General features: G+C 41.2%; 19 protein-coding genes. 6 read left to right on the top strand and 13 right to left on the bottom strand.

The window, feature by feature from the left end:
• Nucleotides 1–207: 207 nt before the first annotated feature.
• The 4 genes from ACT3TH_RS08405 to ACT3TH_RS08420 form a co-directional block, all read right to left on the bottom strand.
• The gene (locus ACT3TH_RS08405) at nt 208–954 is read right to left on the bottom strand and encodes an SDR family NAD(P)-dependent oxidoreductase (protein WP_444755396.1); all 747 of its coding nucleotides are present in this window, start codon (nt 952–954) and stop codon (nt 208–210) included.
• 52 nt (nt 955–1,006) lie between these two features.
• Complete coding sequence (locus ACT3TH_RS08410; RefSeq protein WP_444755397.1) at nt 1,007–1,426, bottom strand: Rrf2 family transcriptional regulator; 420 nt, start codon at nt 1,424–1,426, stop codon at nt 1,007–1,009.
• A gap of 360 nt (nt 1,427–1,786) precedes the next feature.
• On the bottom strand, nt 1,787–3,247 hold the full coding sequence (locus ACT3TH_RS08415; RefSeq protein WP_444755398.1) for an ATP-binding protein: 1,461 nt from the start codon (nt 3,245–3,247) through the stop codon (nt 1,787–1,789).
• 1 nt (nt 3,248) lies between these two features.
• On the bottom strand, nt 3,249–3,962 hold the full coding sequence (locus ACT3TH_RS08420; RefSeq protein ID WP_444755399.1) for a heavy metal response regulator transcription factor: 714 nt from the start codon (nt 3,960–3,962) through the stop codon (nt 3,249–3,251).
• Between the two features lie 335 nt (nt 3,963–4,297).
• Between ACT3TH_RS08420 and ACT3TH_RS08425 the strand changes: the two genes are divergently transcribed.
• The 3 genes from ACT3TH_RS08425 (at nt 4,298) to copM (ending at nt 6,308) form a co-directional block, all read left to right on the top strand.
• Nucleotides 4,298–4,924 carry a DUF411 domain-containing protein gene (locus tag ACT3TH_RS08425; RefSeq protein ID WP_444755400.1) on the top strand — a complete coding sequence of 209 codons (627 nt, stop codon included), beginning with the start codon at nt 4,298–4,300 and terminating at the stop codon, nt 4,922–4,924.
• Between the two features lie 70 nt (nt 4,925–4,994).
• Nucleotides 4,995–5,462 (top strand): DUF305 domain-containing protein, encoded by a 468-nt coding sequence (locus ACT3TH_RS08430; RefSeq protein WP_444755401.1) that lies wholly within the window; start codon nt 4,995–4,997, stop codon nt 5,460–5,462.
• A 111-nt stretch (nt 5,463–5,573) separates the two neighbouring features.
• A complete protein-coding gene (copM, locus tag ACT3TH_RS08435) occupies nt 5,574–6,308 on the top strand; it encodes a CopM family metallochaperone (RefSeq protein ID WP_444755402.1) in 735 nt (244 codons plus the stop codon).
• 626 nt (nt 6,309–6,934) lie between these two features.
• On the opposite strand, the gene ACT3TH_RS08440 is transcribed toward copM, so the two are convergent.
• From ACT3TH_RS08440 to ACT3TH_RS08480, 9 genes are all read right to left on the bottom strand, one after another.
• The gene (locus ACT3TH_RS08440; protein WP_444755403.1) at nt 6,935–8,101 is read right to left on the bottom strand and encodes a type VI secretion system Vgr family protein; all 1,167 of its coding nucleotides are present in this window, start codon (nt 8,099–8,101) and stop codon (nt 6,935–6,937) included.
• 71 nt (nt 8,102–8,172) lie between these two features.
• Complete coding sequence (locus tag ACT3TH_RS08445) at nt 8,173–8,670, bottom strand: hypothetical protein (protein WP_444755404.1); 498 nt, start codon at nt 8,668–8,670, stop codon at nt 8,173–8,175.
• A gap of 2 nt (nt 8,671–8,672) precedes the next feature.
• Nucleotides 8,673–9,488: a hypothetical protein gene (locus ACT3TH_RS08450; RefSeq protein ID WP_444755405.1), complete on the bottom strand. Its 816-nt coding sequence runs from the start codon at nt 9,486–9,488 to the stop codon at nt 8,673–8,675.
• Nucleotides 9,489–9,506: 18 nt separating this feature from the next.
• Nucleotides 9,507–9,890 (bottom strand): hypothetical protein, encoded by a 384-nt coding sequence (locus tag ACT3TH_RS08455; RefSeq protein WP_444755406.1) that lies wholly within the window; start codon nt 9,888–9,890, stop codon nt 9,507–9,509.
• Between the two features lie 8 nt (nt 9,891–9,898).
• Nucleotides 9,899–12,595 (bottom strand): DUF2345 domain-containing protein, encoded by a 2,697-nt coding sequence (locus ACT3TH_RS08460; protein WP_444755407.1) that lies wholly within the window; start codon nt 12,593–12,595, stop codon nt 9,899–9,901.
• Nucleotides 12,596–12,694: 99 nt separating this feature from the next.
• Nucleotides 12,695–13,522, bottom strand: a complete 828-nt coding sequence (locus tag ACT3TH_RS08465) for an OmpA family protein (RefSeq protein ID WP_444755408.1) — start codon at nt 13,520–13,522, stop codon at nt 12,695–12,697.
• An 89-nt stretch (nt 13,523–13,611) separates the two neighbouring features.
• Nucleotides 13,612–14,592 (bottom strand): type VI secretion system-associated protein TagF, encoded by a 981-nt coding sequence (gene tagF / locus ACT3TH_RS08470; RefSeq protein ID WP_444755409.1) that lies wholly within the window; start codon nt 14,590–14,592, stop codon nt 13,612–13,614.
• A complete protein-coding gene (gene tssM / locus ACT3TH_RS08475; protein WP_444755410.1) occupies nt 14,589–18,605 on the bottom strand; it encodes a type VI secretion system membrane subunit TssM in 4,017 nt (1,338 codons plus the stop codon). Before tssM ends, tagF begins: the two co-directional genes overlap by 4 nt.
• Before the next feature lie 57 nt (nt 18,606–18,662).
• A complete protein-coding gene (locus ACT3TH_RS08480) occupies nt 18,663–20,369 on the bottom strand; it encodes a hypothetical protein (RefSeq protein ID WP_444755411.1) in 1,707 nt (568 codons plus the stop codon).
• Nucleotides 20,370–20,783: 414 nt separating this feature from the next.
• On the opposite strand from ACT3TH_RS08480, the gene ACT3TH_RS08485 reads away from it, so the two are divergent.
• Genes ACT3TH_RS08485 through tssK form a run of 3 tightly spaced genes read left to right on the top strand, consistent with a single transcriptional unit; the run spans nt 20,784 to nt 23,910 of the window.
• Nucleotides 20,784–21,833 (top strand): M15 family metallopeptidase, encoded by a 1,050-nt coding sequence (locus ACT3TH_RS08485; protein ID WP_444755412.1) that lies wholly within the window; start codon nt 20,784–20,786, stop codon nt 21,831–21,833.
• Nucleotides 21,834–21,864: 31 nt separating this feature from the next.
• Nucleotides 21,865–22,554: a hypothetical protein gene (locus ACT3TH_RS08490; RefSeq protein ID WP_444755413.1), complete on the top strand. Its 690-nt coding sequence runs from the start codon at nt 21,865–21,867 to the stop codon at nt 22,552–22,554.
• Nucleotides 22,555–22,563: 9 nt separating this feature from the next.
• Nucleotides 22,564–23,910 carry a type VI secretion system baseplate subunit TssK gene (gene tssK, locus ACT3TH_RS08495; protein WP_444755414.1) on the top strand — a complete coding sequence of 449 codons (1,347 nt, stop codon included), beginning with the start codon at nt 22,564–22,566 and terminating at the stop codon, nt 23,908–23,910.
• Nucleotides 23,911–24,134 lie beyond the last annotated feature (224 nt).

A 24,134-nucleotide genomic window follows, 5' to 3' on the forward strand; every position in this document is an offset into this window, starting at 1 on the left:
AACCGAAATTACGCAGAGATTGTAGCCTGACCGTTATCTAGAGCTTTACAGTTGCTAACCGCTTGCTCAGTTTCGTTTTGCTAAATACATATACTTGCTCAACCTAAAACTTTTATTACATGATCCATTTTCTCATATCTAAAACGGCCTACTTACTCTTTAGTTTAACGTAAGATAAAAGTAGGCCGCCGCTGAATATTTGTACTTTTAGATTTGAACCATCCCACCATCAACAAATAGCTCTATTCCATTGACGTAACTTGCATCCTCTGAGGCAAGAAAAACGGCAACAGTAGCCATCTCTTTTGGCTTAGCAGCTCGTCCAAGAGGAATTTGAGATTCGAATGATGCTAAGAGCGCTTCTTCTTTCCCATGCTCAGCAAGACCAAGAAGTCCTGGTGTTTCTGTTACGCCAGGGCTTAAAACATTTATGCGTATACCTTTTCCTTTAAGATCAATGACCCAGCTTCGGACAAGATTTCTTACCGCACTTTTGCTGGCACTGTAAACACTAAATGCAGGTGTTCCACTCACAGACACTGTGGAACCGGTAATGATGATAGATGCTGAAGACGAGAGTATTGGGAGTGCTTTTTGAACCGTAAAAATCACCCCTTTTACATTGGTATCGAATGTTTTGTAGTAACTCTCTTCCGTTATTTCACCAAGTGGTTGAAATTCCCCCGTTCCTGCATTAGCAGCAATGATGTCTAATCTACCAAATTTATCCTGAATCATCTCATACAAGCTACTTAGTTCTTCAGGTTTAGAGACATCTGCTACGAATGCGGTTGCCTTTTCACCCAACTCCTTCGCTGCCTGATCGAGCTGCGACTTCCTTCGAGCTGTAATAATAACCGATGCGCCTTCTTGAATGAATTGTTTTGCGATAGCAAACCCTATTCCAGAGTTACCACCCGTTACCAGCGCAATTTTACCATTTAACTTTGACATACTTTCTCCTAATAAGATACTTAAATAGTATCCAAATAAGGCAAAAAAAAGCCTATTTTTTCTTTGCCACTTTTTTTCCCATATCATGAATTGATATAGAGCTTAACTTTGCTTTTAAATCGCTTTGTACCTCTTCAAGAACTTCATTCATTGCGCCTTGAATGTTGGTGCTGATCTCGCACGAATGGTTCTTTGGATAACCATGCACGGCAAATGTACTAGGCGCTTCCACAGCCATGTACACATCATACAGAGAAATATCTTCTGCTTTACGTGCTAGTGTACTTCCGCCATTTCTTCCTGATGAGGTACTAACAAGTCCAGAACTAGAAAGTTTCGCTAAAATCCGCTTAATAAAAATCGGGTTCGCGTTTACACTTACTGCGAGCTCGTTAGAATTCAACTTTCCGAATTTAGCGAACCCCGTGAGGATATGGACGGCAATTGAGAATTGGGTGTTTGTATTTGACATAAGTTATAAGATACTTCGATAGTATCTTATTTGCAAGAAGTTTTTTACCATCAGTCGTTTGAAATCATTTTGAAGAGCTTATTAGTAACCCTAGAGGCATTTTGTCTTTTGCCGTCAAGCTATGCAATTAACTCCTCGTTGGTAGGGGCTAGAGGCTAGGGGCTGACCGATGAATATACAAATCAAAAGCAGATCGACCCTCATGTAAAGTTTACTTTAATGATTCTGCTATCTAACGTAGTAATGTACATCAACACCTATGAATGGAATCATATTCATTTTAGCGAAACCAGAGCTTATATGGCGTTTATGACCAATATATAAATGACCAAAGTTTTGTTAAAGAAAAAACTGTACTCGTTATAACACTGTCTCCACTTGAAAATAACACTCATCTTTGATGGTAATGCTGACTGTACCATGATGGGCATTTGCGATAGCCTGTACGATGGACAATCCTAGACCAGTGCCCGAGTGCTGATGATTGGTTTTGTCATAACGATAAAATCGCTCAAACAGTTTGTCGGCTTCCGTTTGAGTGAGTGGCTCGTTCAAGCGATTAGTAATGGTTATCATTAATGAAGGCGGTTGCGTAATGTCTGCAAGAGCATGCGTGTTATTTTTTACTGTGCTGTCAGCAACATCAGTTGCTGCAATAGTGATAACGCTATTACTCGCTGCATAATAGACAGCATTGGAGATTAGATTGGCAAACAGTCTTTGTAGTAAGCTCTCATCGCCTAATAAGGCACCAAAGCTACCTTTTTTCTCAAAAGAAATACCACGATCTTCGGCTATTATTTCATAATAATCAATAAGCTTTGTCATCAGCGACTCAGTATCGACAAGATTAAGTTGTGAGCTATAAAGACCTTTTTGAGTTTTGGCGAGTAATAGCATGTTATTGATCAAGGCGGAGAGCTGTTCGAGTGTGTCGTGTTGATGATGCAGCTGTTCGACATATTCTTGACTGTCTCTAGGCTTGCTAAGCATGACTTGAGTTTGTGTGTTCAGAGTGGCCAGTGGTGTGCGCAGCTCATGAGCGATGTCATCTGAAAATCGCGATAAGGCATCAAAGTTACGCTCAAGTTTATCCATCATGGCATTATAAGCATCCGCTAAAGGTCGCAACTCACTCGGCATCTCAGCAACGACGATTCTATCGTCTAACTGTTCAGCGTTAATACGCGTCATCTTATGACTAATGGTAGACAAAGGGGCAAACCCTACATACACGCTAAAAGCGGCAACCGATACCAGTATAAAAGTAATCGCAATAAGGATCAGAATGAGATTACGATTAAATTGTGCAAGGTATTGATGATGTACATCAATCGGTAGTGCAATTAATGCTAAGCGATTAGAGTGCTCTATGATGATAGCGCGGAAATGGCGGTTATTGAGCTGCAAGTCAAATGGTTGGTCACGATACTGCTGCCACAATTTCTTTATCCATTGAATGTCATTGAAGTTATTAACAAAGTCCCTGGGCTGACTGTCAATGACTTGTCCAGAATAGTCGGTGATGACGGTTTTGACCTCGTAACCCAATCTAAAATTTTCTAATGATGGTGACTGATAGCTAGGTGGGTTGGAGGAGCGGGTAGGGCGCTGGTCGTCAAACGTGTTATCGGTCATGTGCTGGCGCAAATTAAACGCCGCATGAGTTAAAATCTCTGAATCCATTTGCTCAAAATGATCGTTGACCGAACGCTGTATCCATGTGTATAAAAAAGCTTGGGCAAACAGCACGCAGAGCGTTAATAATAGCGCAGTACGCCATAGTAGTGATAAGCGTCGATTGTTCGATTTATATCCCATTTTATTTTACTTCAAAATGATTGATTTCAAGGTTGGCATCAATCGCTTCTAATTTATAACCCATGCCACGCACGGTATGGATTAGTTTCACCTCAAAGTCGTCGTCTATTTTGACTCGTAGACGTCTTATCGCCACATCAATCACATTGGTGTCGCTATCGAAATTCATATCCCATACTTGTGAAGCAATCACAGAGCGCGGCAATACCTCACCTTGGCGCTCAAGAAAAAATTGCAGTAGGGCGAACTCTTTTGCCGTTAATTTGATAGGCAGCTCACCTCTGTGCACGCTACGTTTGGCGATATCCATTTTCAAATCAGCACTGTGCAATACTGTGTTAGCGTAATCTGCTTGATTGGCACGGCGTAATAAGCTTTTTATTCTGACTAGCAGCTCAGCAAAGGCAAAAGGTTTGGTGAGGTAGTCATCACCGCCGATTTCGATACCTTTTATTCGGTCACTGAGATCGTCTTTTGCGGTCAAAAATAACACAGGGGTAATATTACCAGTGGCCCGATAATTACGAACCAGCTCAAAGCCACTCACATCAGGCAGCATTACATCCATCACCACGGCATTGTAATCTTCAGTCATAAGGGCGTGATAACCATCTAGGCCAGTCGTTTTGTGCTCAACGATAAAGCCGGACTCACTCAAGCCTTTTTTTATATAATTGCCAAGCGATAATTCATCTTCGACTAACAGTACTTTCATAGCATACTCGCGCCGATTATTTAGGTGGATGTCAGTATTGCTGTATCTACTGCTATTAATGATAGAGTAATAGTCAGCACAATCCTATGATTGGGCCATAAGATGACAAAATTGTCATCTTGGCGTCATCTAATTGTCAGAGTCATTTTGCTAATTTACTACTTATATGATTGCACCATTCCAGCAGTACATGATTATCAAGATATCGGTTTTATTGTCCGCTGACCATATGTGTTAGCAGTAAGCACCGTTTGTGAGTTTTCAACACTTTACAAGCGTCTTAAAGCTTAACTTTATAAAGTTTTATTCTATATTAAATAAAATGAGAAGCCATTATGACTATTTTTGCTGTTAAGTCTGACTTCAAGCTGTTTAGTCAGTCGCCGAAGCGAATGAAAGTTGCTACAGTCGTACTAGCTGCTGTCATATTATCAGCTTGTGGACAAGCTGACATCAGTGCTTCTAAGGCCAGTACTCCTGATGCCAACGCTGTTGATTCGAGTGCTATGCCAGTGGAGCAAGCGGTTACAGGCACTCAAGTAAGTAATCCAGACCTACTCAAAAACGTGTCAGCCACGATTTATAAAGATGCTAATTGCGGCTGTTGTAAAGAGTGGGTCGATCATACACAGGCGCATGGTTTAAGCTCAACGGTTCAGCACCCAACAGATTTGTCATTGTTTAAAGACCGTTACGGCGTGCCCACTGAAATGCGCTCTTGTCATACAGCAGTCACCACTGATGGTTATGTCTTTGAAGGCCATGTTCCTGCAAAGTATATGGCTGAATTTTTGCAGAATCCACCGGAGCAAGCCATTGGCTTGGCTGTGCCTGGGATGCCAGTCGGCAGCCCTGGTATGGAATATCAAGACCAGTTTATGTCATATCAAATTATGCAAATAAACAAAGACGGTACAAACCAAGTATATGCCGAAGTTGAGTCTTCAGCGGAGCAGCTATAGGCTAGTATTTCAGAGCTAGAAATATTTTCGTAGATTTTGGCTACTTTGCAACTGTAATGGAGATTGACTGATGAATCATGAAGAACAAAAACAAATGAATCCTTATGTGAAATTTACCCTCATGATTCTTACGTCTACCATAGTGATGTACATCATGATGTATTTCAATACTTATAAATGGGAACATGTTTATTTCAGCGAAACCCGAGCTTACATGGCGTTATATATGGGTGCTGGCATGGCAGTAATTATGCTGGCATTTATGACCAATATGTATAAGAAAACCAAAGTTAACTTAATGGTTTATGGTCTAAGCATTTTGTTGTTTGCAGTGGGGATTTGGGGCGTTAGATCACAAGCCACGGTCAACCAAGTCGATTGGATGCAAGCCATGATACCGCATCATTCAATTGCTATTTTGACCAGTGAAAGAGCGGATATAGAAGACCCTAGAGTAAGGCAACTTGCTGATGACATTATTGAAGCACAAAAACGTGAAATAAGTGAGATGCAAGCACTTATTGAAGAGTTGGAATGAGCTGTTATTAATAGAAAAATGACCTTTATATGAACCTAACGATTTTTTTGAACTGGTAAATCTTAACTGACGTGTCAGTTTTATATCAACCATAACTATAAAGAACACACAATGAAGAACATTCAAAAATCACGTCTTGCCATTCTCGCTGCTAGCGTCAGTGCAGTATTAGTAATTAGTGCCTGTCAGCCTACCAATGAGGACACAAGTGCGACTACAAAAGAGAACGTGACTTCAACAAGTAATGCAGCTACAGATGCTCACGCGATGGACGCGCATGCTGGTCATGATATGACAGGTGACGCCATGCCGGTCATGAACAAAGAGTATAACGACTCCATGATGGTTATGCACGATGAGATGATGAGTAGCATGGAGTACAATGATCCTGATGTTGCATTTGCTCAAGGTATGCTTGGTCATCATATTGGTGCCGTTAATATGGCAGAAATTCAGCTAAAATATGGCACTGATGCCGAGATGCGTCAGCTGGCACAAGAAATAATCGACGCACAGCAGTCTGAAATTGAGCAAATGCAGAGCTGGCTTGCCAACAATCCTGATGTTGCTGCGCCAACGACTGCTACTGCAACCATGCGAAAAGCCTATGCTGATAGTATGGGTGCGATGCATGGTGAAATGATGATTGGAATTGCTGATCTCAATCCTGACAAGGCTTTTGCTCGTGGTATGTTACCGCATCATGCTGGTGCAATTGATATGGCCGCCGTACAGCTAAAATATGGTAAAAATGAGGAAATGCGCAAACTGGCGCAAGAAATAATCGACGCACAGCAGCCTGAAATTGAGCAAATGCAGAATTGGTTGGCGAAGCATGAGGGGTAGAAGGTAGACGCTTGGTTTTAGCTATATTTTAGATGAAAAACCTTAGCTTAAAGCTTCGAAGGTATCAATCATAGCTTCTTTACTTTGAAATTTAACTAAGGAATACGGTATATCCTATACTCGTGTCTATTTCTTCACTACACCTCCTAAAAGGTAGAAACCATATGTTAGTGGTTCTGCCTTTTTTCCAAAACCTGAAAGTCTTTTCCTGTTCTATAGTATGGGAGATGCGATCTTCTTCATCCACTATCGATATAACTAAAGAATCAATTCCATTGTCTTCAAATAACATATCGTCTATAGGAAAACTAAGAGTAGATTCGTAGGGACCAACATATAGGTAATTAGAGATTTTATGAGAATATATTTCGGTATTAGACGTATTCGGTGGAATAATATTATGGAATTTTATTGTGATTTGGGTACTAGATTTTTTTTGATACTTTCTTTGTATAGTATATATTGATTAGTTAAATCTTCTTGAATATATATAAAATCAGCTTGGCCGAATTTTTGAGAATTAAATGCATTCATCGATTTCGCCGTGTAAAGGTAAGCAAAAATTAGTATTAACAAAAATACTAGTGTGTCCATAGTATATTTTAAAGAATATCTTTTCATATATCTCATTTAGGAGTGAATTTAGTCATTGATGCTGGCAAACCTGTGGGAGTCTTTGCAGCAATCGGTATTCCTAGTCCATCACCTTTTCGCCATAATGAATAGTCATTTGTTCCTTCAGCTACTGCACCTCTTGGAGCCAATCCCCATATATTTTTATAACTTTCTCCTAAATCTGCATGTGGTAATGCTTCATAGTTTCCTAATATAGAAATAATTTTATCTTTATTCGTTGCTCTTTTATTTCTAATTTCTTCAAACATTTTATCAGCGTCACTTTTGGGATTTAAAATATTACTATATAACGTGCGTTTATAAGATGCATAAAAATCAATATTATGCTTGTTTGCAAATAGCTGAGCAAAACTATTACTAGAATCTGCCTCACTGATACTATTAAATGACCCTTGAGTTCTAAGCGTTAAACTATCCGACATACCTGTTCTACAAGCGTATGAACTAGCTATAGCTGAGCTTAAAAAATTATTGTTACCAATTCTATTTATATCTGAATTTGTTAAATCGATATTAGGCCTTCCACTATAGTTCAAGGTAATCTTTCCATTTAACCCATGACAAAAAAAGGCTAGGTCTTGAATTTTGTAATCACCCCTATCTTCGCTGACGTAGCTCGTATCAGCCGCGCTATCAATGAGCGTATAAGGTGTTTGTTGATGGGTTTTAGTTTGTTGTTTTTTAGCAATTGATTCAAGCTGGGATTTAATGACTTGATGGTCTTTTACGTTGCGTCCTAACCCCGTCGCCAATTGCGTTAGTCGCTCTGATAAGTGCTGACCACCAAGGCTGGTTTGGGTCAAAGTTGGGGTATGGTGCTGGTAGTTGTGCTGTTCTGATTGAGCATGAGTTTGCGGCTGGGTTGATAGAACGAGTGCTTCGCCAGATTTGATATTGATTTGGGCGTTTGTAGTGGCATTGATACCTTGACGTTTGACACTGTCGTCTGCTGAGTTGATTACACCCATTTTTAGACTGGCAGATACGCTAGCACTGTCCACTTTTAGCTGTGAGTAAGCCTGTTCTGTCCGATGATCGGTCACCCATTCTGTGAGACCGTTATCCATGTTGCGATAACCACTTTCAATCGCTTGCTCATTCTCTATAGCGAATAGGCTCGGGCGAGTGGTTGATAATAAACTACCAGTATTGATCAAGTGCTCACCATCACCAATAGACTGCATCAAGGTTTGGTCGTCGCATTAACAGTTAATATATATAATATTAATTACATAGTTGGTTTAATCTCGTTTTCAAAATAGCTATCAGCTTGGTCAGTGGGAATAGCGCAAGAAGGGTTTATAGAGATATTATAACCACTTGATTCGCATTGGTTTATTTTATAGGTAGTTTGTTCATCGCAGTACCTATAATAAGTGTCATTCGCCATTCTTATACTATGAATAAAATATGTATTTTCATTATATTGAAGCCTATATATGTATTCAGGTACAATGAGGTCCTTATCATATTGGAGCCTTATATAAGTGTTTTCATCGTTAGCATAACTTTGTACATATTGGAGTTGATAATCTAATTCAATAAAACCGCTTTTATTTATTTTCGATAGAGTTACTTGATCATTAATTGATGGATTATCACCGTCTTCTATTGTAAAAAAAGGTTGAATATCTTCTCGACAAACATTGCTATTAGTTAAATTCATATTGCAACCCGACAATGGTATTAAAGAAATTAAACATATTTTTAAAAATATATCTTTCATTATTAAGCCTCAATATATCCATAAAAGTTTGATACGAAATTTAGAGATTCAATGTTTAATTTTTGTGTTTTCCCCCATGTGTATATTTCGAAGCTCATACTAATAATGTTTTTTGGAGTATTTGTAAAATTTTTACCTTTATTATCTATAAGACTCAATCCACCTTTATATACTACCCAATGTATACTAGTAGGGTTCCTCCAACCTTGCTCATCGTAAATTAATTTCGGATCAGTCATTATAAGTATCTTTTTACCAGCTTTATATTTTTGGTCCAGTTCAATTAATTTTTCTATATTTGAATGCATGCCAGTATATAAAGTAAAACCAGATTTCAACAAATCCAAATCATGACTTTTTGAATTGCTATATCCTGCCACTTCTCGACACATACCAGTAAGCATGCTCATCCAGTTAACAGCACCAAGCTGATCAAATGTACCTGTCTCAATGCCATCATATTTTAAATTACTCTCACTACTGCGTGAAGAAGCCAATACTATCCAGTCAACCTCATCCATTTTCATATTAGCGTAGTCACTCTCTGTAATCCTCATGTCATACATGGAACTGTTGGGCCCAATAGTATAACCGTTGCTAAACTTGTAAGTACCTGTGCGATGTAATTCTACTGCTATTTTCAGGTATAAAGTTTTATCACGTTGTATAAGAATATAGCATAGGCAAGCCATACCACAGAGTGATGATCTTGCCTGATCTATTTTCCAAGGATTAACCACTCTTTGCTTTGCCTGACTTAATATCTTATTACTATCAAAATAGCGAAAGCGATTATGTACAAAGTATTTCTTACTCAAAGACTTACTTGGTCGCGCTTATATATGACAACTGACTTCGATTTCACAACCTGCCATATCTTTATATTTATCTTTCAAATCAAGCTCGAATTCAGGACCTTTTATTATCGCTTTTAGTGCTATGAGTTTGTTTTGAGAAGTACTGGGACTCATGTATTTAATGACCCAAACTACCTTCGTACTTTCGATACTATTCTTCGAGCCTGCTAACTTAGCTAAGAACTTATAAGTTTTATTAAGTACTAAACCTTTTTTATCAATTACGCCCGTTCCTTTATTATTTCCACCTATTGTAAGATCGGTTGTTAATTCGAAATTTACTAGCGTCGGCACGCTAATGCTTTGATTGTAGAGATTAAGCGTTCCTAATCTTGAAGAGGCTTTGGTAGTTGTTTTACTCATTTCTTGTCCTAGATGCTATCGTCAGTTATTTCATGCAACTCAACTACGTTATCATCTTCATCAAGCTTTAAATAAACTTCAATTTCTTCAGGGTTATTTGAAGAAAAACGTTCAGTTATTCCACGCTCATCAGTCTTTCCTGATATTTGCTCGCCAGTAGTAAGATTAGTAGCTTCGTATTCAACAAATGCTAATGGAATATCATCGTCGTCTGTAAACTTGTATGCGATACTATAAAGAGTGCTTAATATTTTCTCATTAGGCAACCCTGCCAATCCCAACCCATCCATTCCACCCCCAGCCTTACTGTGCTTACCGCCTTTCTCCGTAAACTGCTTTGCTGCAATGGTAATATCAGCACCATCAAGCGTGATGCTGGCACCGCCTGCTGTCAGCGTAATCTTATTAGTCGCTATTATCTCAACTTCTTTGGTTGAGGAGGCAATGTTGACATCCCGCTTAGCAGTCGCTTCAAGCTTACCCGTATGCGCAGAGAGGGTAATATTGTCTTTGGCATTGGTCATACTAAATTGACCGTCAGCGACTAGGTTCAACGATTCATTACTGATTTGTTGATGACTGTCGCCACTACTGATTGTCATATCTTGCTGGCTAGTCGTAAGCATCTCACCCATCGTACGCTGGATTATCATATCTTCACTGACGTAGCTCGTATCAGCCGCGCTATCAATGAGGGTATGAGGTGTTTGTTGATGGGTTTTGCTTTGTTGCTCGTCACTGATGGCTTCTAACTGCGTTTTGATCAGACTGTGATCATTGACCGTTCTGCCGAGACTTGTCGCCAATTGCGTTAGTCGCTCTGCTAGGTGCTGACCACCAAGGCTAGTTTGGGTTAAAGTCGGGGTATGGTGCTGGTAGTTGTGCTGTTCTGATTGAGCATGAGTTTGTGGCTGGGTTGATAGAACGAGTGCTTCGCCAGATTTGATATTGATTTGAGCATTGGTAGTAGCACTGATACCTTGACGTTTGACACTGTCGTCTGCTGAGTTGATTACACCCATTTTTAGACTGGCAGATACGCCAGCACTGTCTACTTTTAGTTGTGAATAAGCCTTTTCTGTCCGATGATCGGTGATCCATTCTGTGAGACCGTTGTCCGTGTTCCGATAACCACTCTCAATGGCTTGTTCTTCATTGGTGGCAAATAGGCTAGGGCGCGTACTTGATAATAAGCTACCAGTATTGATCAAGTGCTCACTATCACCAATCGATTGCATCAAGGTTTGGTCATTAGCTCTATGAGTGAAGTGAGTACCGTAGTTGGCACCTGCTTGTGCTTCTAATCGGTTAATGGGTTGTGCCGGACTATCAAGTAGATAGTTTTTAGTGGGCATCATATGATTGCGACTGTCACTATCACTTTGGGTCGCAGTGATTCCCGTCATCGGTGGTAGCGCACGTTTGCTATAAAAGCTACCGACCCATGGCGTGTCCGCGGTAATTAGGCGCAGCTGAGTTAAGTGGCTGCCAGCCTCTAAGGAGGAGGCGTGACGTTCATGATGGCGACGGCTAACGGTCAGTCCTGTCACATGCGCCAAGCTATTACGAGCCAAATGGACGATATGGGTTGCGCGGTAATGTTGATTGAGCGTACTGTGATCGACAAGCATAAAGGTGTCAGCCACGTTCAAATCGGTAGCATGAGCCAATGCATGATAAACGTTATAGTGGCTTTGGTGGCTGTTCGCCACAATAGCAGCGTCATCAATGGTTTCAGTATCTGTCACTGGCGCAAAAGCGGCGGGAGTATCTAAAGTCAGCGTGTTACTAGTGGTTTGGTTCTCTTGCTGGTCATTATTAATGCTGGTAACAACGTCAGCTGACTGGGTTTGATGCGTGACACTGGCACTATTAAAGCGCTTCATGGACACTGCGTTTGGTTGAGCTACGATTTGCTCACTTACGGCCAAAACGGGTGCATGGACACGGTCATGTAATACTTGCTGGTAGCGTAGAGCGCCAATATTTACGCTGATGCTTTCGCGATCACTTGGGTACGCTGAGGTAATGACTAACTTTGGTGGTCGATGATCGGCAGTTGGTTCGTGTCGCAGGTAAGCCGTCAATCCTTGGCGCGAAAGGCGCTCACAAATATGTGTCCAGTCACTGATTTGCCATTGGGTCATACGCGCTGGTGTCCAGCCAACTCCATTTTCATTACTGCTATCATCGATTATTTCTATTTCTAGTAAGGCAACGCGGTCTGCAACCATGGCTTGTACAGATAAGTCTGTATCTACACGGCTATGCACATGCTGATGCAAACGATAAGTGATGGGTTGTGCGAGCAGACGATAATAACCAAAGCTGCCGTCATGATCCAGCTGATGCACAGCCGTCAGGTATAGATGGCGATAGCTTAAGCCACTTGGAGTATCGAAGCTTAAGGTCAAAGGACTACCGATCAAATGAGTCAGCGGTGTAAAAGGCGGATGATGACGTTCATGAATATAGACATGTAGTACATAGATATCGATACCGTGCTGCTGATGTTGGTAACTACTATTAGGATTTAACTGGTCAATAATATCAGCTTCATAGGATCCTTGAATGAGCGTGTTTTTCCACGCTTGATGTGCACTGATGTCTTGCCGAGCACTTGGATAGGGCGCTTGAGTATTGCCTTCACTGGCATAGAGCCTATCAGGGTACATCGGAATCACGGTATTGGTCACGCGTAACATAGTTATGTCTCTATTGGTTGAACAGTGGCATCGTACTTCTTAAGCGAGAGCATCATAAATATGAGTGTCTATTTGCCAGTGCCGTTATATGCCACAGTATTATTCAGCGAGGGTAAATTCGATACGGCGGTTACGAGTGCGCCCCTCTTCATTGTCATTACTCGCTATAGGGTCGGCGTCCCCTTTACCAGTGGTGCTAAGACGAGCTGCATTAATATTGCGACCGATTAGATATTGCTTAACTGCTTCTGCGCGCTCATTCGATAGGGCTAAATTGGCAGTTGGATTGCCGACATTATCGGTGTGGCCCGTAATAACAATAGGCTTATCACCGATACGACGTAGGGCTGTGGCCATGTCGTCTAGAATACCAAGACCTAATGGCGTTAGGTTGGCACTGCCAGATTCAAACTCAACGATACGATTGCCTAAAGTGTCGTCGATAAGACGCTGCTCACCTTCCACTACGACCAGCTGATTTTCTAATTGATAAAGATCAGTCAGGCGCGTATGAATACGATTTTGAATGGCTTGCTTTTGCTCCAAGCTACCAACCTTGCCATGTAGGCTGATGGTCGTCCCATGAATGTCGATACGACCTTGACGAATATTAGAGATATCACTATCGATAATAGCCGTGGCTATTTGTTGCCAATTGGTTGGTATACTGATATTTGAGCGCACTTCAATCTCATCTCTGACTGATTTATCAGGGTATTGCGCTTTAAGCTTTTCAAGTAGTTGCTGCTTATCTGAGCTGGTTGCGACCACACCTTTAATGACGACAGGTACGTTTTGAGCAATATTTGTCTCACTTGCATCATTATTTTCTGCAAACACTATGGCACTGATAGGGAGAGTTATAGCCGCCGCTAATAGCAATTTTTTCGTGAGTCTAGGTTTGGTCTTTATAGAGAGGACTTTCATCAAAGTACCTTGTTTATCTTATTATGAGAGAGTAGTAAATATATTCAGGGCATGACTGACATCTACTAGTTAATGGGTATTACCAATGACTATTGAGCCAAAAAGGTTTTTTTGAATAGTTGCCTAGTGTCGTATAGATAAAGATTGTCCTGCAACAATACTTGATTAAAGCGGGTCAGTCCGATATCTTCATCGATATAGCCTTTTGTCCAGTCGCTGTCGGCGATGACCACCCAATCTTCAGGATAAGCAGTTTCGTTTTTTAAGATTTGTTTAAGGGTACGGCCATCTGGTTTGGTAAAGCTCAAAAGCAGACGATAACTATTAGCAACTCGGTATATATAAGTATTCAAATAAATCTGATGTGGTTGATAAAACCCATGTATCAAATCATGCCAAAAGGTCGCCATATGTATCGAACTCTCTCTGTCGGGTGTAAGAGACCAGCAGATGACTTTATTTAGACCATGAAAGCCTTTGGTAAAAGTAGGCAAAAACAACAAGCCGGTTGCGATAATTTGTTGTATCAATTGCGACTTCTCAACGTTCATTAAGATTGATATGTCATGCAAAGTAGTGGTATTGATAAAGTCATAGTAGTAAGTACTGGCATTATTATCGATAGTGAGCTGACTATGGTTGAGATGTTCCATAAGAAGCACATTGTCAGTTTGCGACTTGGCCACGCTTAGGATTTCATAAGTCTCATTCCAAAGAGTAGAGGACTTGACTGGCAGATAGTTCGTCCAGTTTTTTGGTTTGTCGATATGCAGTACACCAAAACCTATGAAAGGATAATTCCGGTAACTGCTATCATGACTGGGAACAAGAACGCCAGTAATGACTTCTTTAGAGCTGGTATCTACATGACTAAAGCTCAAGAAGCTAAAGTCATTGGTATCCGCGTTATCTTTCAGTCTCTCACTAAATATCTCGTCCGAGATGGTTAGTGCTTGACTGACCCACTCATCAATGGCATTGGTCTCTGAGATATGAGCACGTGCCCGTACAAAATCTCCGCGAGCAGGCAGTTTGCCAAAATATACGAAAGGTAAAACGTCAGGAGTCATGGTGTTTGCTCCTGTTGTTCTGTGCTTGCTGCATCATTATTGGTGTTGGCGGCAGGGGTATCACCTTGCGTATCGCTGTTATCGATAGCATTGGCGGTGATGTTCAGCTCGCCTGTTGGCTGTAGAGCACTATTTTGTGTCTGGCTTTGAGCGACCGTATTATCTGTAGCAGAAGGAGGATTACCGTCTGCATTGCTGTTAGTAATGGGCTTTGCTGTACGCGTGACACCAAGGGCGATGACTTCATCTGGCAATTTCATACCTGTAAACGGATTAGTAGAACGGCCTTGATTGGCGGTATTACTACTGCCACTAATGATTCTAAAGCGTACAGAGACAGTGATACCATCTCCTAACCAAGCCATCTCAAAGACATTGTCACCAAGCTCAGTCCGACGGGCGCTATTAATAAGACGTTCTACCCCAAAGCTACCCGCTTCCTCAAAGACAGTAAAATCTTTGCCATCATAATCTTTGGCTCTAATGCTAGCCCCTGGCTGGCTGCTTGGATTAGGCCATACAAACGTAGTCCACGCTTGAGTACCCATACGATAACGTAGCTGCTGGCCATCGACCACAATCGTATACTCGGTCAAACCACTGACTGGTAATGGCATAATCTGAAAGGTTGTTTGATTGGATGCGCCATTAGCACCAGTTGAATCCGACCCTGTACTATTATTACCAGTATAATTGACAAAGTAGCGACCAAAGTCAGCAACAAACTGCGGACTCAAGCCCAAACCTGCACCATTCCAAATCTTGCTTGAGATCTGATCACCGCGGCGAATGATAAACGGTGACAATGTTTCATTGACGAATCGCGCCACGTAACCGTCTTCACCAAAGAATTGACCAATCTCTGCTGGTGTTGCTTCTAAATTGGCATTGGCAGTAAACGGGTACTTTTTCTCTAAAGTGTCAACAAAAGGCTTACGTACCTGTGCTTTCCAGACTTTATTAATCTCCGCTTTAGTTGGCGTCAGTAGCATATTGAATGAGCGCGTTAGTGGTTCACTCAACAAAGGACGAACGAGTTGTTTGATTTCAGAATTGGCTTGACTGAGTATTTGTTCATCTAATATCTGTAGAGATTTAGTTAATTCTGAACCTTCAGGGCTGAGTGTCTGCGAGGCAAATAATAAGGCGTCAGGACCAATGTCACCACTCCGTGCGATATTATTAAAGCGTGTCCTGATAGCTCCTAAGCTTGCGACATAATTGTCTAATAGCGACAAATCTTGATTGTCCTCTCTTGGTGTCACTAGTGCATGTATAGAAGAGAACTCTTGAGCAATCACGCCTGAGGCGGCTTGCGTGGCAGGCGCAGTATCACTAGAGCGACTACCGTTGCTCAAAGCAGCTTCTGCTTGACGCAGCTCAGCAGGACTTTGGCGGAGTATGGTTTGTTTGAACCAATCGATGAACGAGCGCCGAGACTGCCTGCCACTGTCTGACGTCTGATTGATAGCTTGATTGTCCCATTGAGTTTGACGATCAACGGTTTCAAATAATGTTTTTAATGGTGATTCTGTCGCATTGGACAGCTGATTCAATAAAACAGCATGGTCTTCAAATCCCTTACTATCACGGATATAGACTTGCGATAAAAAGCGTTTCCACTCGCTAATGTATTCTTGCTTATAACGGTTGACTAGATATTGACGGATTTGTTCAGGACTGCCTGTCAAAGTAAGGTCGTCTTGACTGCTGGTTGCCAGTACCCAGTCGTCTGCGACCACTCTAGTAGTCGCGGCTTTATCAATCTCATTACTAACAAAAGATTCCCATGCTTGTTTGGTAAAAGTTCCTGAGATGACATAACTTCCAAGTAGTGCTTCATTGGCCGTATTTTGGGTAATCTGAGCCACTGTTACCGATGGGAAGCGGGCAGATGAGCGCATTTTGATTTCAGAGTAGACACGTTCACGAGCAGGCTGACCTTTGCTAACTTTAGAAAGATTGCTACGAGTTTGATCTATAAGTCCTAAGTCATTTTGAATAAGCGGAAAGGCGGGGTCGTCGGCGTGAGCCAGCGTGAAGCTCAGAATACGCTCAGCTTGGCGAATCATTTTATCGCGCGGCATGTCAGCACGGTTGGCCTCAAGCCAGTTACGCCAAAACCTTGTCATTTGATCACTTAAATGGCTGGTTTCCAAATTGTCATGATTGCCGAGCATGAGATATGCTTTAAGCGCATTATACGCATCTTCAACATCAGTAGGATCCGACTGAATGTAGGCGTCATTCATGGCAATTTCAGAGGTATCAGAAGCGCTTGGTTCTTCTGTGCGTACCTCTAGTTGCGCCGCGTTCGTATTCACCTCTGTCAAAAACTTTTCTATATTTTGTGTGGTCGGTGCTAAGACGATGATACTGACGCCATTATAATATTCTGCTAGCAGTTTCTGTTTTAGCTTATCTCCTTGATAGAGACCAAAACTCAAGGACAAGGGTTTGTCCTTTTCATAACCCTCGAGTTGCTCTATACGGCTTTGTAAGATAGCGAGCGATTCAAGCTGAGATTGTAGATCACCGTTAGCGTCTTTTTGCAGCTGTGCAACTTGCTGTAAATCCGCTACGACACGTTCAGTCAGCTGTACATTATTGGCATATGACCACGTCCATAGACCGGCCGCCGCACACAACGTAACCACAGCCGCCAAGGTAGCAAGCGCACGATGACTGCGTTTATTACGGTTTTTATGCTGCTTGACCAAATGCTTGTCTTTTAAAATAACCTTTGAAAAAAGATCTTGCAAAAAATAGGGCTTATCTGCACCTTCTTGCTGTGTATTTAGTGGTATGGCTGGCGGGTGCAAGTCATAGTTTTGCACCATTTGTAACGTCATTTGGCTACTGACTTGTCCATCTTGCAAGGCACTTGTGAAATAAAATCCGCGCAGTATGGGCTTAAATTGAAAAGGATTGTCTTCAAACAAAGCGTGCATAAGCGTCCTTATCATTGGACGCAGTGATTGAAATTCAATCGGAAAAGTCATGAGACTTGGTGACACTGTCCGCTGATGACGTAAGGATAGCTTCGTTGTGCTCAAATCCTTTAGGCCATTGACCAATATGCCAAAATGCTCTTCAAAAACATCAGTGATGTTGATGTTCTCAGGATCTTCAGGATAGGGAATGGTTGCACCCCATACTTGGCTGCGCTCGTCTTGCTCATAGTCATTAAAAAAGTCTCGAAAACCTGAAACCAAATCCATTTTGGTAAAGACAACGTAGACGGGGGCATACACCTCTAGCTGTTCGGTCAAGTCTTGGACTCGGCTACGTAAGTTTTTGGCTAAATCTAAAGCATAATTTGGGTCATTCTTGGTGAGTTCGGCGATACTGACCGCGATAATAATGCCGTTAATGGGGGCTTTAGGGCGGTTCTTTTTGAGCAGGTTCAAGAATGACAGCCACTCCGAGCGATCTTCTTCATAGACAGAATACCGCCCTGCGGTATCAAGTAAAATCCCTTCGGTCGAAAAAAACCAGTCACAGTTACGTGTACCGCCAACGCCTTTTACCGATAATTTATTGGTCTTTTCCATAAAGGGAAATTTTAACCCAGAATGTAGCACCGCTGAGCTTTTGCCAGCAGCTGGGTTGCCAATCACCATGTACCAAGGCAGCTCGTATAATGCGGCCTTACCCGTTTGATCACCAATCTTTGACTTACGAATGGTTTTTATCGCATCTTGCATTTGCTGACGTAATGCCTGCACCTCTTGAGCGTTTTCATCCTTTGCTACGGAATTGCTTTCACTCTCACCTTGATTGCCTTTTTCTTCAACTAAGACTAGATTGCTCAGCTCATCCGAAGCCGCTTTGCGCTTTTTCCACACATAATAAGTGAGAGCACCTAGTACTGCGCAAGTGATTAGCATACCGATAATAATAAAAAAGGTTTTAATGGTCACATAGTCATACAACAACACTAGAGCGACCATGATTCCCAAAACCAATAACACTCTCGGGTTATAAATAAGATGAAAAACTCTTGCAAACATGTGTGCTACCTAGTGTGATCTTAAGACAATAAAATGAGTGTTTACAACGACAAAGCATTATTTAGAACCATAGTCAGATGTCTGAGAAAAGTCAGCCAGCCACAACATATTGCTATGCTTATGTTGAGTAATTAAAAATAGGGCTTCTAACTCTTGATGGTCTAATTTAACGAATTCAATGAACAATGATAGACTAATAAATGGTTTTAACCAATTATTTAATGGCATATAATGCCCTAAATGATAGTCGTTTACCAGAGCGCCTTCTATGGTAAAGGCTTCAATAAAGCTCATGTATTTCGATATATCATAAGATTGCGTTACTGGATTGATGTCCGACATAGCCGTAATAGTTATGTCTGATAGAACGACATTAGTTTTGGAAACTTTTTTAGAGTCTTGTATCACTATCTTTTGTTCTTCTACTTGGTTGGGTGACAAAGACAGATTATTATCCATTAATAGGTGTTTAATAGTGGTTAGATTCTTAAGATAGTGACGTCTATTATCGGTGCGCTCATGTAGATCAGAATGAATACGTGTGCCAGTATTTATATCGCTATCATGAGTAGCACTATGATCATGTCCATTGTTTTTACTTGCACTGTTTTTATGACTAGGCGTGCAAACTTCAGTTAATAAAACGCTAGCACTGGGGTCAATGTCGAGTATCTTTTGAGCCGCTTTATTAAAAAATACCAGTAATACACCTGCCTCAGTAGGAACGATGTTTACACTAGGGTTAGCAAATAAATGGGTATCCAACCATTCTTCATGAATCTGTGAATCTGCAATAAGCACGAAGCAAATCTCAGGCGCGGAAGATTGAGATAATGGTTTTATATGTTTATTGATAAATTGAGCCGGGTCGTAAGTGACGGCATTGCTTTCTACATCGGTATCGTCAGTTACGATAGGAATAATAGAAAGCACTGCTTCTGGAAAGGCATAGCTCATTAACTGCTCTTTTACTGCTGTAATAAGAAAGGTTGAATCAGCGCTGGTAGGTAAACACAAATAGATGGGCAGTTTGGACAATGAGGCCTCAGAGGAAGTAGATATAATGTCATCGTTGTTTTCCTCATTGGCACTAATCAAATAATGTTGCTGCCATTCAGGATGAACATGAATGGCTGAATTGGATTGAACCTCATCTTGCTTATGATATTGATTGAAGTGTACGGCAAGGGTGGACAATAAGTCATCGCCCAAAGCAAGCTGCGCTTGTATCAATGAACACAAACGCAAAGTTATGCTACTGGAGAAGCCATCATCAAAACCTGAGCTGGTTGTATCCGCATCAATCACATATCCATATGGTAAAGAAGCAGCATCAGGTAAGTTGTTAATCGGTTTGATTAATATCGGCAGTCCATCAATGTCTACCAAATCCTCACTTAGAACGGTAACGTCTTTATCATTATCAATGATCTCAGACCAGCTGTTTCCTTCTGGTAAGCAGACGCGACTGTATATAAATAACTGATAAGTATTAGGAGCTTGTACGGGTTCTTGTGCACCAGATACTCCACTCATATCATCTGACGCATTGAGTGTGTGCTTGTCTGCTTTTTTTTGCCACCATAGGAGCGCTGCAATAGTGCTGATTAATAGCAAAGGGATGGCAACAAACCATAGTAATAAGCCTGATGAAGTAAGGTGTCGTGCATTGTCTTTAAAATACATCCAAACCAAAATGAGATACAGCGCTAAAAGCATCACTAAGACAAAGCGGCCATATGACAGTACTTTTTTTATACCCACTTATCAATAATCCTTATTTGTCGGGTTGTTATCATGCTTATGACGATGTGATTCAAATTAAAAAATGGTATTTTAGGGCATTCGGCTAATTCTTTCTACCATATCTAATGACTTTATTTCACTTAAATGGTATTAAATATTAAAGGTAGAATAGGCTTTAAATGTATATTTTTATTAGGGACAACTAGGATAAGCAAGTGTTCTAGAGGTTTTCGTATTAAAATTCACCCTTTTGCTTCAAAAAAAAGACGCTTTAGAGTAAGATAAGTAGAGTACAAACCAAATAATAAGTGTAATTAAGTCAGCTTTATATTAACTAGAGATTGTTTGTCTGTATAATACCTATCGAATCACAAAGATAGACGCCTGTTTATTAATTCTTCTCTTTCTTTTAATCTCTGCTGCCTTGTACTTATGATTTACTTGCTTGTCTCTGTCTTTACGCTTGTCTCTATCATCATAATTATCATGCTGTTTGATCGGCAACTGAGTGCGCGACTGTTTGACAAAATTGACTTTCGTGTGCAGCGATTACGTACTTTTAGAATCAATCGACCCTCAATAAAGCCGTCAACAAAGCTATTGCGTTCTTGCCTTACGCGTTTGCAGAACTTTATTTTGCGTACAGACATCTCTCGTATCCCAGTAGTATCGATATTGTCATTATTGATTGTTATGGCGACTGCTGGACTATGTTATGCCTTAATAACGACCAATTCTCTTGAGGTATATCACGGGCAGGATACGACACCACATACAGCCAATACACAAATTAGCCAGTTATTGATAGGAGAGCGCCTACGGCCACCGCCACCGCCGCCAGAAGAATTATTTGCTGAACTTGATGCTGAGATTGCAAGCTATCAAGCCAGCAAGACGGAGGAAGGTTATTGGCCGGATGCTCAGACACAGGGGTCGCAAGCCAATAGGCCACTGATGCTACCTGAGCCTGATTTGTCTGATTTAAATGCGCAAGATCATAGTAGTGGCTATTCGGGCGATATGTTGACTTCCCATATCCATCATGGCCACATCAATATCAAAAATGCTGACCGTAATTGGAAAAAGATGAACTCAGAATTCGTTCAACGGCTGTTGACAGTTTATAAGGTGATGAGTGATCAATACGGCTATGATATGGTGCTCTTAGAGGGTTACCGCAGTCCTGCGAGGCAAGCAAGATTACTTAAAAAAGGTACTCACGTGACGAATGCAGGATCATACAAAAGCTATCATCAGTTTGGTTTGGCAGCGGATAGTGCTTTTATCAGAAATGGTAAAATTGTCATAAGTGAAAAGGATTCTTGGGCGATGCAGGGTTATAAATTATATGGTAAAGTAGCAAAATCGGCTGGACTTGTGTGGGGCGGCGACTGGCGCATGATGGATCTTGGTCATGTTGAGCTTCGTAAAAAAGGAGTGCTCGGTCGTCCAGAAATGGCAGAAATTTTGACCAGTCAATGATCACAATATTATTTTAAGGTAAAATAAAAATATGGACAGATGTAAGACATTGCCGATAGTATTAATAACCACTGGCTGTTTACTCAGCGGGGCATTAGTAGGGTGTAGCACTGATAAATTGAACCATCCAAATAATAAAGCCTCTACATTGGCAGGCGAGTCTACTATTCACGATAATATAAAAAGTGTTATCGAAAATGGCAAAAATAGTAATGACGATTTAAAAAATCTGAAAGCCCAATTAGAAAAACAGCAACAGCAGCTTGAAACAATGAATACTGAACAGCAGGCATTGCAGGAACAGTTAAAGCGTCAGCGAGTCACCCTAAACATCAAACCGGCTGTTAATGCCAATGCTGGGCGTACCGCACAAGGGATAGCGAGCACCGCTTATATTGCGTTTTTGGAAGAGGAAAACCAGTTTACTGATATTGAGGCGTTGGCTGCCAAAGAAGTTAGTGTCATTCCCAATCGCGAGACCAGCTTAACGGTACATATACCGCAAGACGCACGTTTTATCGCTGTGAAAGTGGGTTTAAGATACACCAAAAAACGCTCACAACTGCTCATTCCACTTGAGAGTCTTAATTTCGACAATCCGCTTGTACTAAATATTGGCGCATGTGATGTCAATGTTACAGCGGGCATTGAACCCGAGCTGGCGACACCCTTTACTACCAAACTTAAATATTATCAGCAGCCATTAGTCAGCTGCTCGTAGGAGATTGTCTTGAGCAAACACAGAGTATTATGGGGCGAGGGACTTTTTTTACGACCTCAGCATTTTCAAATTCAAGACACCTATCACAATGCTCAGCGGTCATTGAGTATGATGCTGATGCACCCCTACGCTTATGGAATATCTGATGTTCAAATCGACAAACAGCTTTTAGAAAGCAATCTATTAAGTTTTCAAAGCATTTATGCGGTATTACCAGACGGCACACTGTATCAAGCACCTCGCACAGATGCCTTACCAAAAGCTGTGACGTTAAATGATCAGGACAATGCCGATGAGGTTTTTGTCTTTTTGAGTTTAGAGATAGTCCATAACGGCGGCAATAATATACAGACAGAGCACAGTGACAATCCAGCCCGTTACGTGAGGGATGCGATTGAGGCGCAAGATTTATATAGCCAAGCCGCAGAAGCGATGATTGATGTGATTAAGCTGTCACCAAGCTTACAGCTCAGTCACTCTGCGCAAGCACCGAACCAAGATACCGTCTCTTTGTTGGTTGCCAAGCTGGTGCGTACCACTCAAGGCGTTTATCAAGTGGATGAAGATTATATTGTCCCAAGTGTTCATATCACGAGTAACCCTGCGCTTGTGGGTCAGGTCTATCGGTTGATGACTATGATTAATACTAAGTCCACTTCATTGTATGATCATCATCGTCAGTCAAATAATGACTTACTAGAGTTTCGCTCCTCAGACATTGCCTCTTTTTGGTTACTGCATACGCTCAACACCGCCTACTCTCAGTTGAGCCATTTATACAATAATGCCAAGTTACATCCAGAGCGTCTTTATGAGGCGCTATTAAATGTAGCCAGTCAGTTGGCTACTTTTAGCTCGTTATATAAAGTAGGTGATTTGCCTTCTTATCATCATGATAATGCGAATGAATCGTTTAGTAGTATTATCTTGATCATTCGCGAGCTGCTCAATACCGTAATCGCTAGCAATTTTATCTCGATTCCATTGCGTCAAAATAAACCGTCTTACTATATAGGCGATCTAAGTAGTGACAAGATTACCCGTGGTTCACAGCTGTATTTGTCTGTTAGCTCATCGTTACCGATGCATGAACTCATCGATATCGTACCAAGGCGCTTTAAGGTTGCGACACCTGATTCAGTAGAAAAGCGTGTATTGTCGGCCCTACCAGGTTCACCTGTTTCGCACGTGACTCAAGTACCAAGCGCTATACCGGTACGACCAGGATTTAGTTACTTCACTATTGAACCCGTGGGTGAGTTGTATGATGAGATGATAAAGTCTGAATCTATCTGTATGTATGTACCAAACGGTTTTGATGACTTAAAAATTGAGCTGATGGCTATCGTACAGTAGGGTTTTTAAAATTTAAGCTAGAAAGATTTATAGTAGTAGTAAATGTTCATCAATCTCTCGATTTTACTGCGCTCTGACTATATCGTCGAAATAGACTTATAAATCTCTGCTTATAGATAATTTTTGATTCAATCTTTCTATAGTTGGGTCAATATAAAAGAGAGTCAGCGAGACTGGGATAAATTTTTTGTAGCCTCTGTCGGCATAGACACAGCAAGCAAGAA

It is taken from the genome of Psychrobacter sp. AOP22-C1-C5, assembly GCF_052378885.1.
Taxonomy (GTDB): Bacteria; Pseudomonadota; Gammaproteobacteria; order Pseudomonadales; family Moraxellaceae; genus Psychrobacter.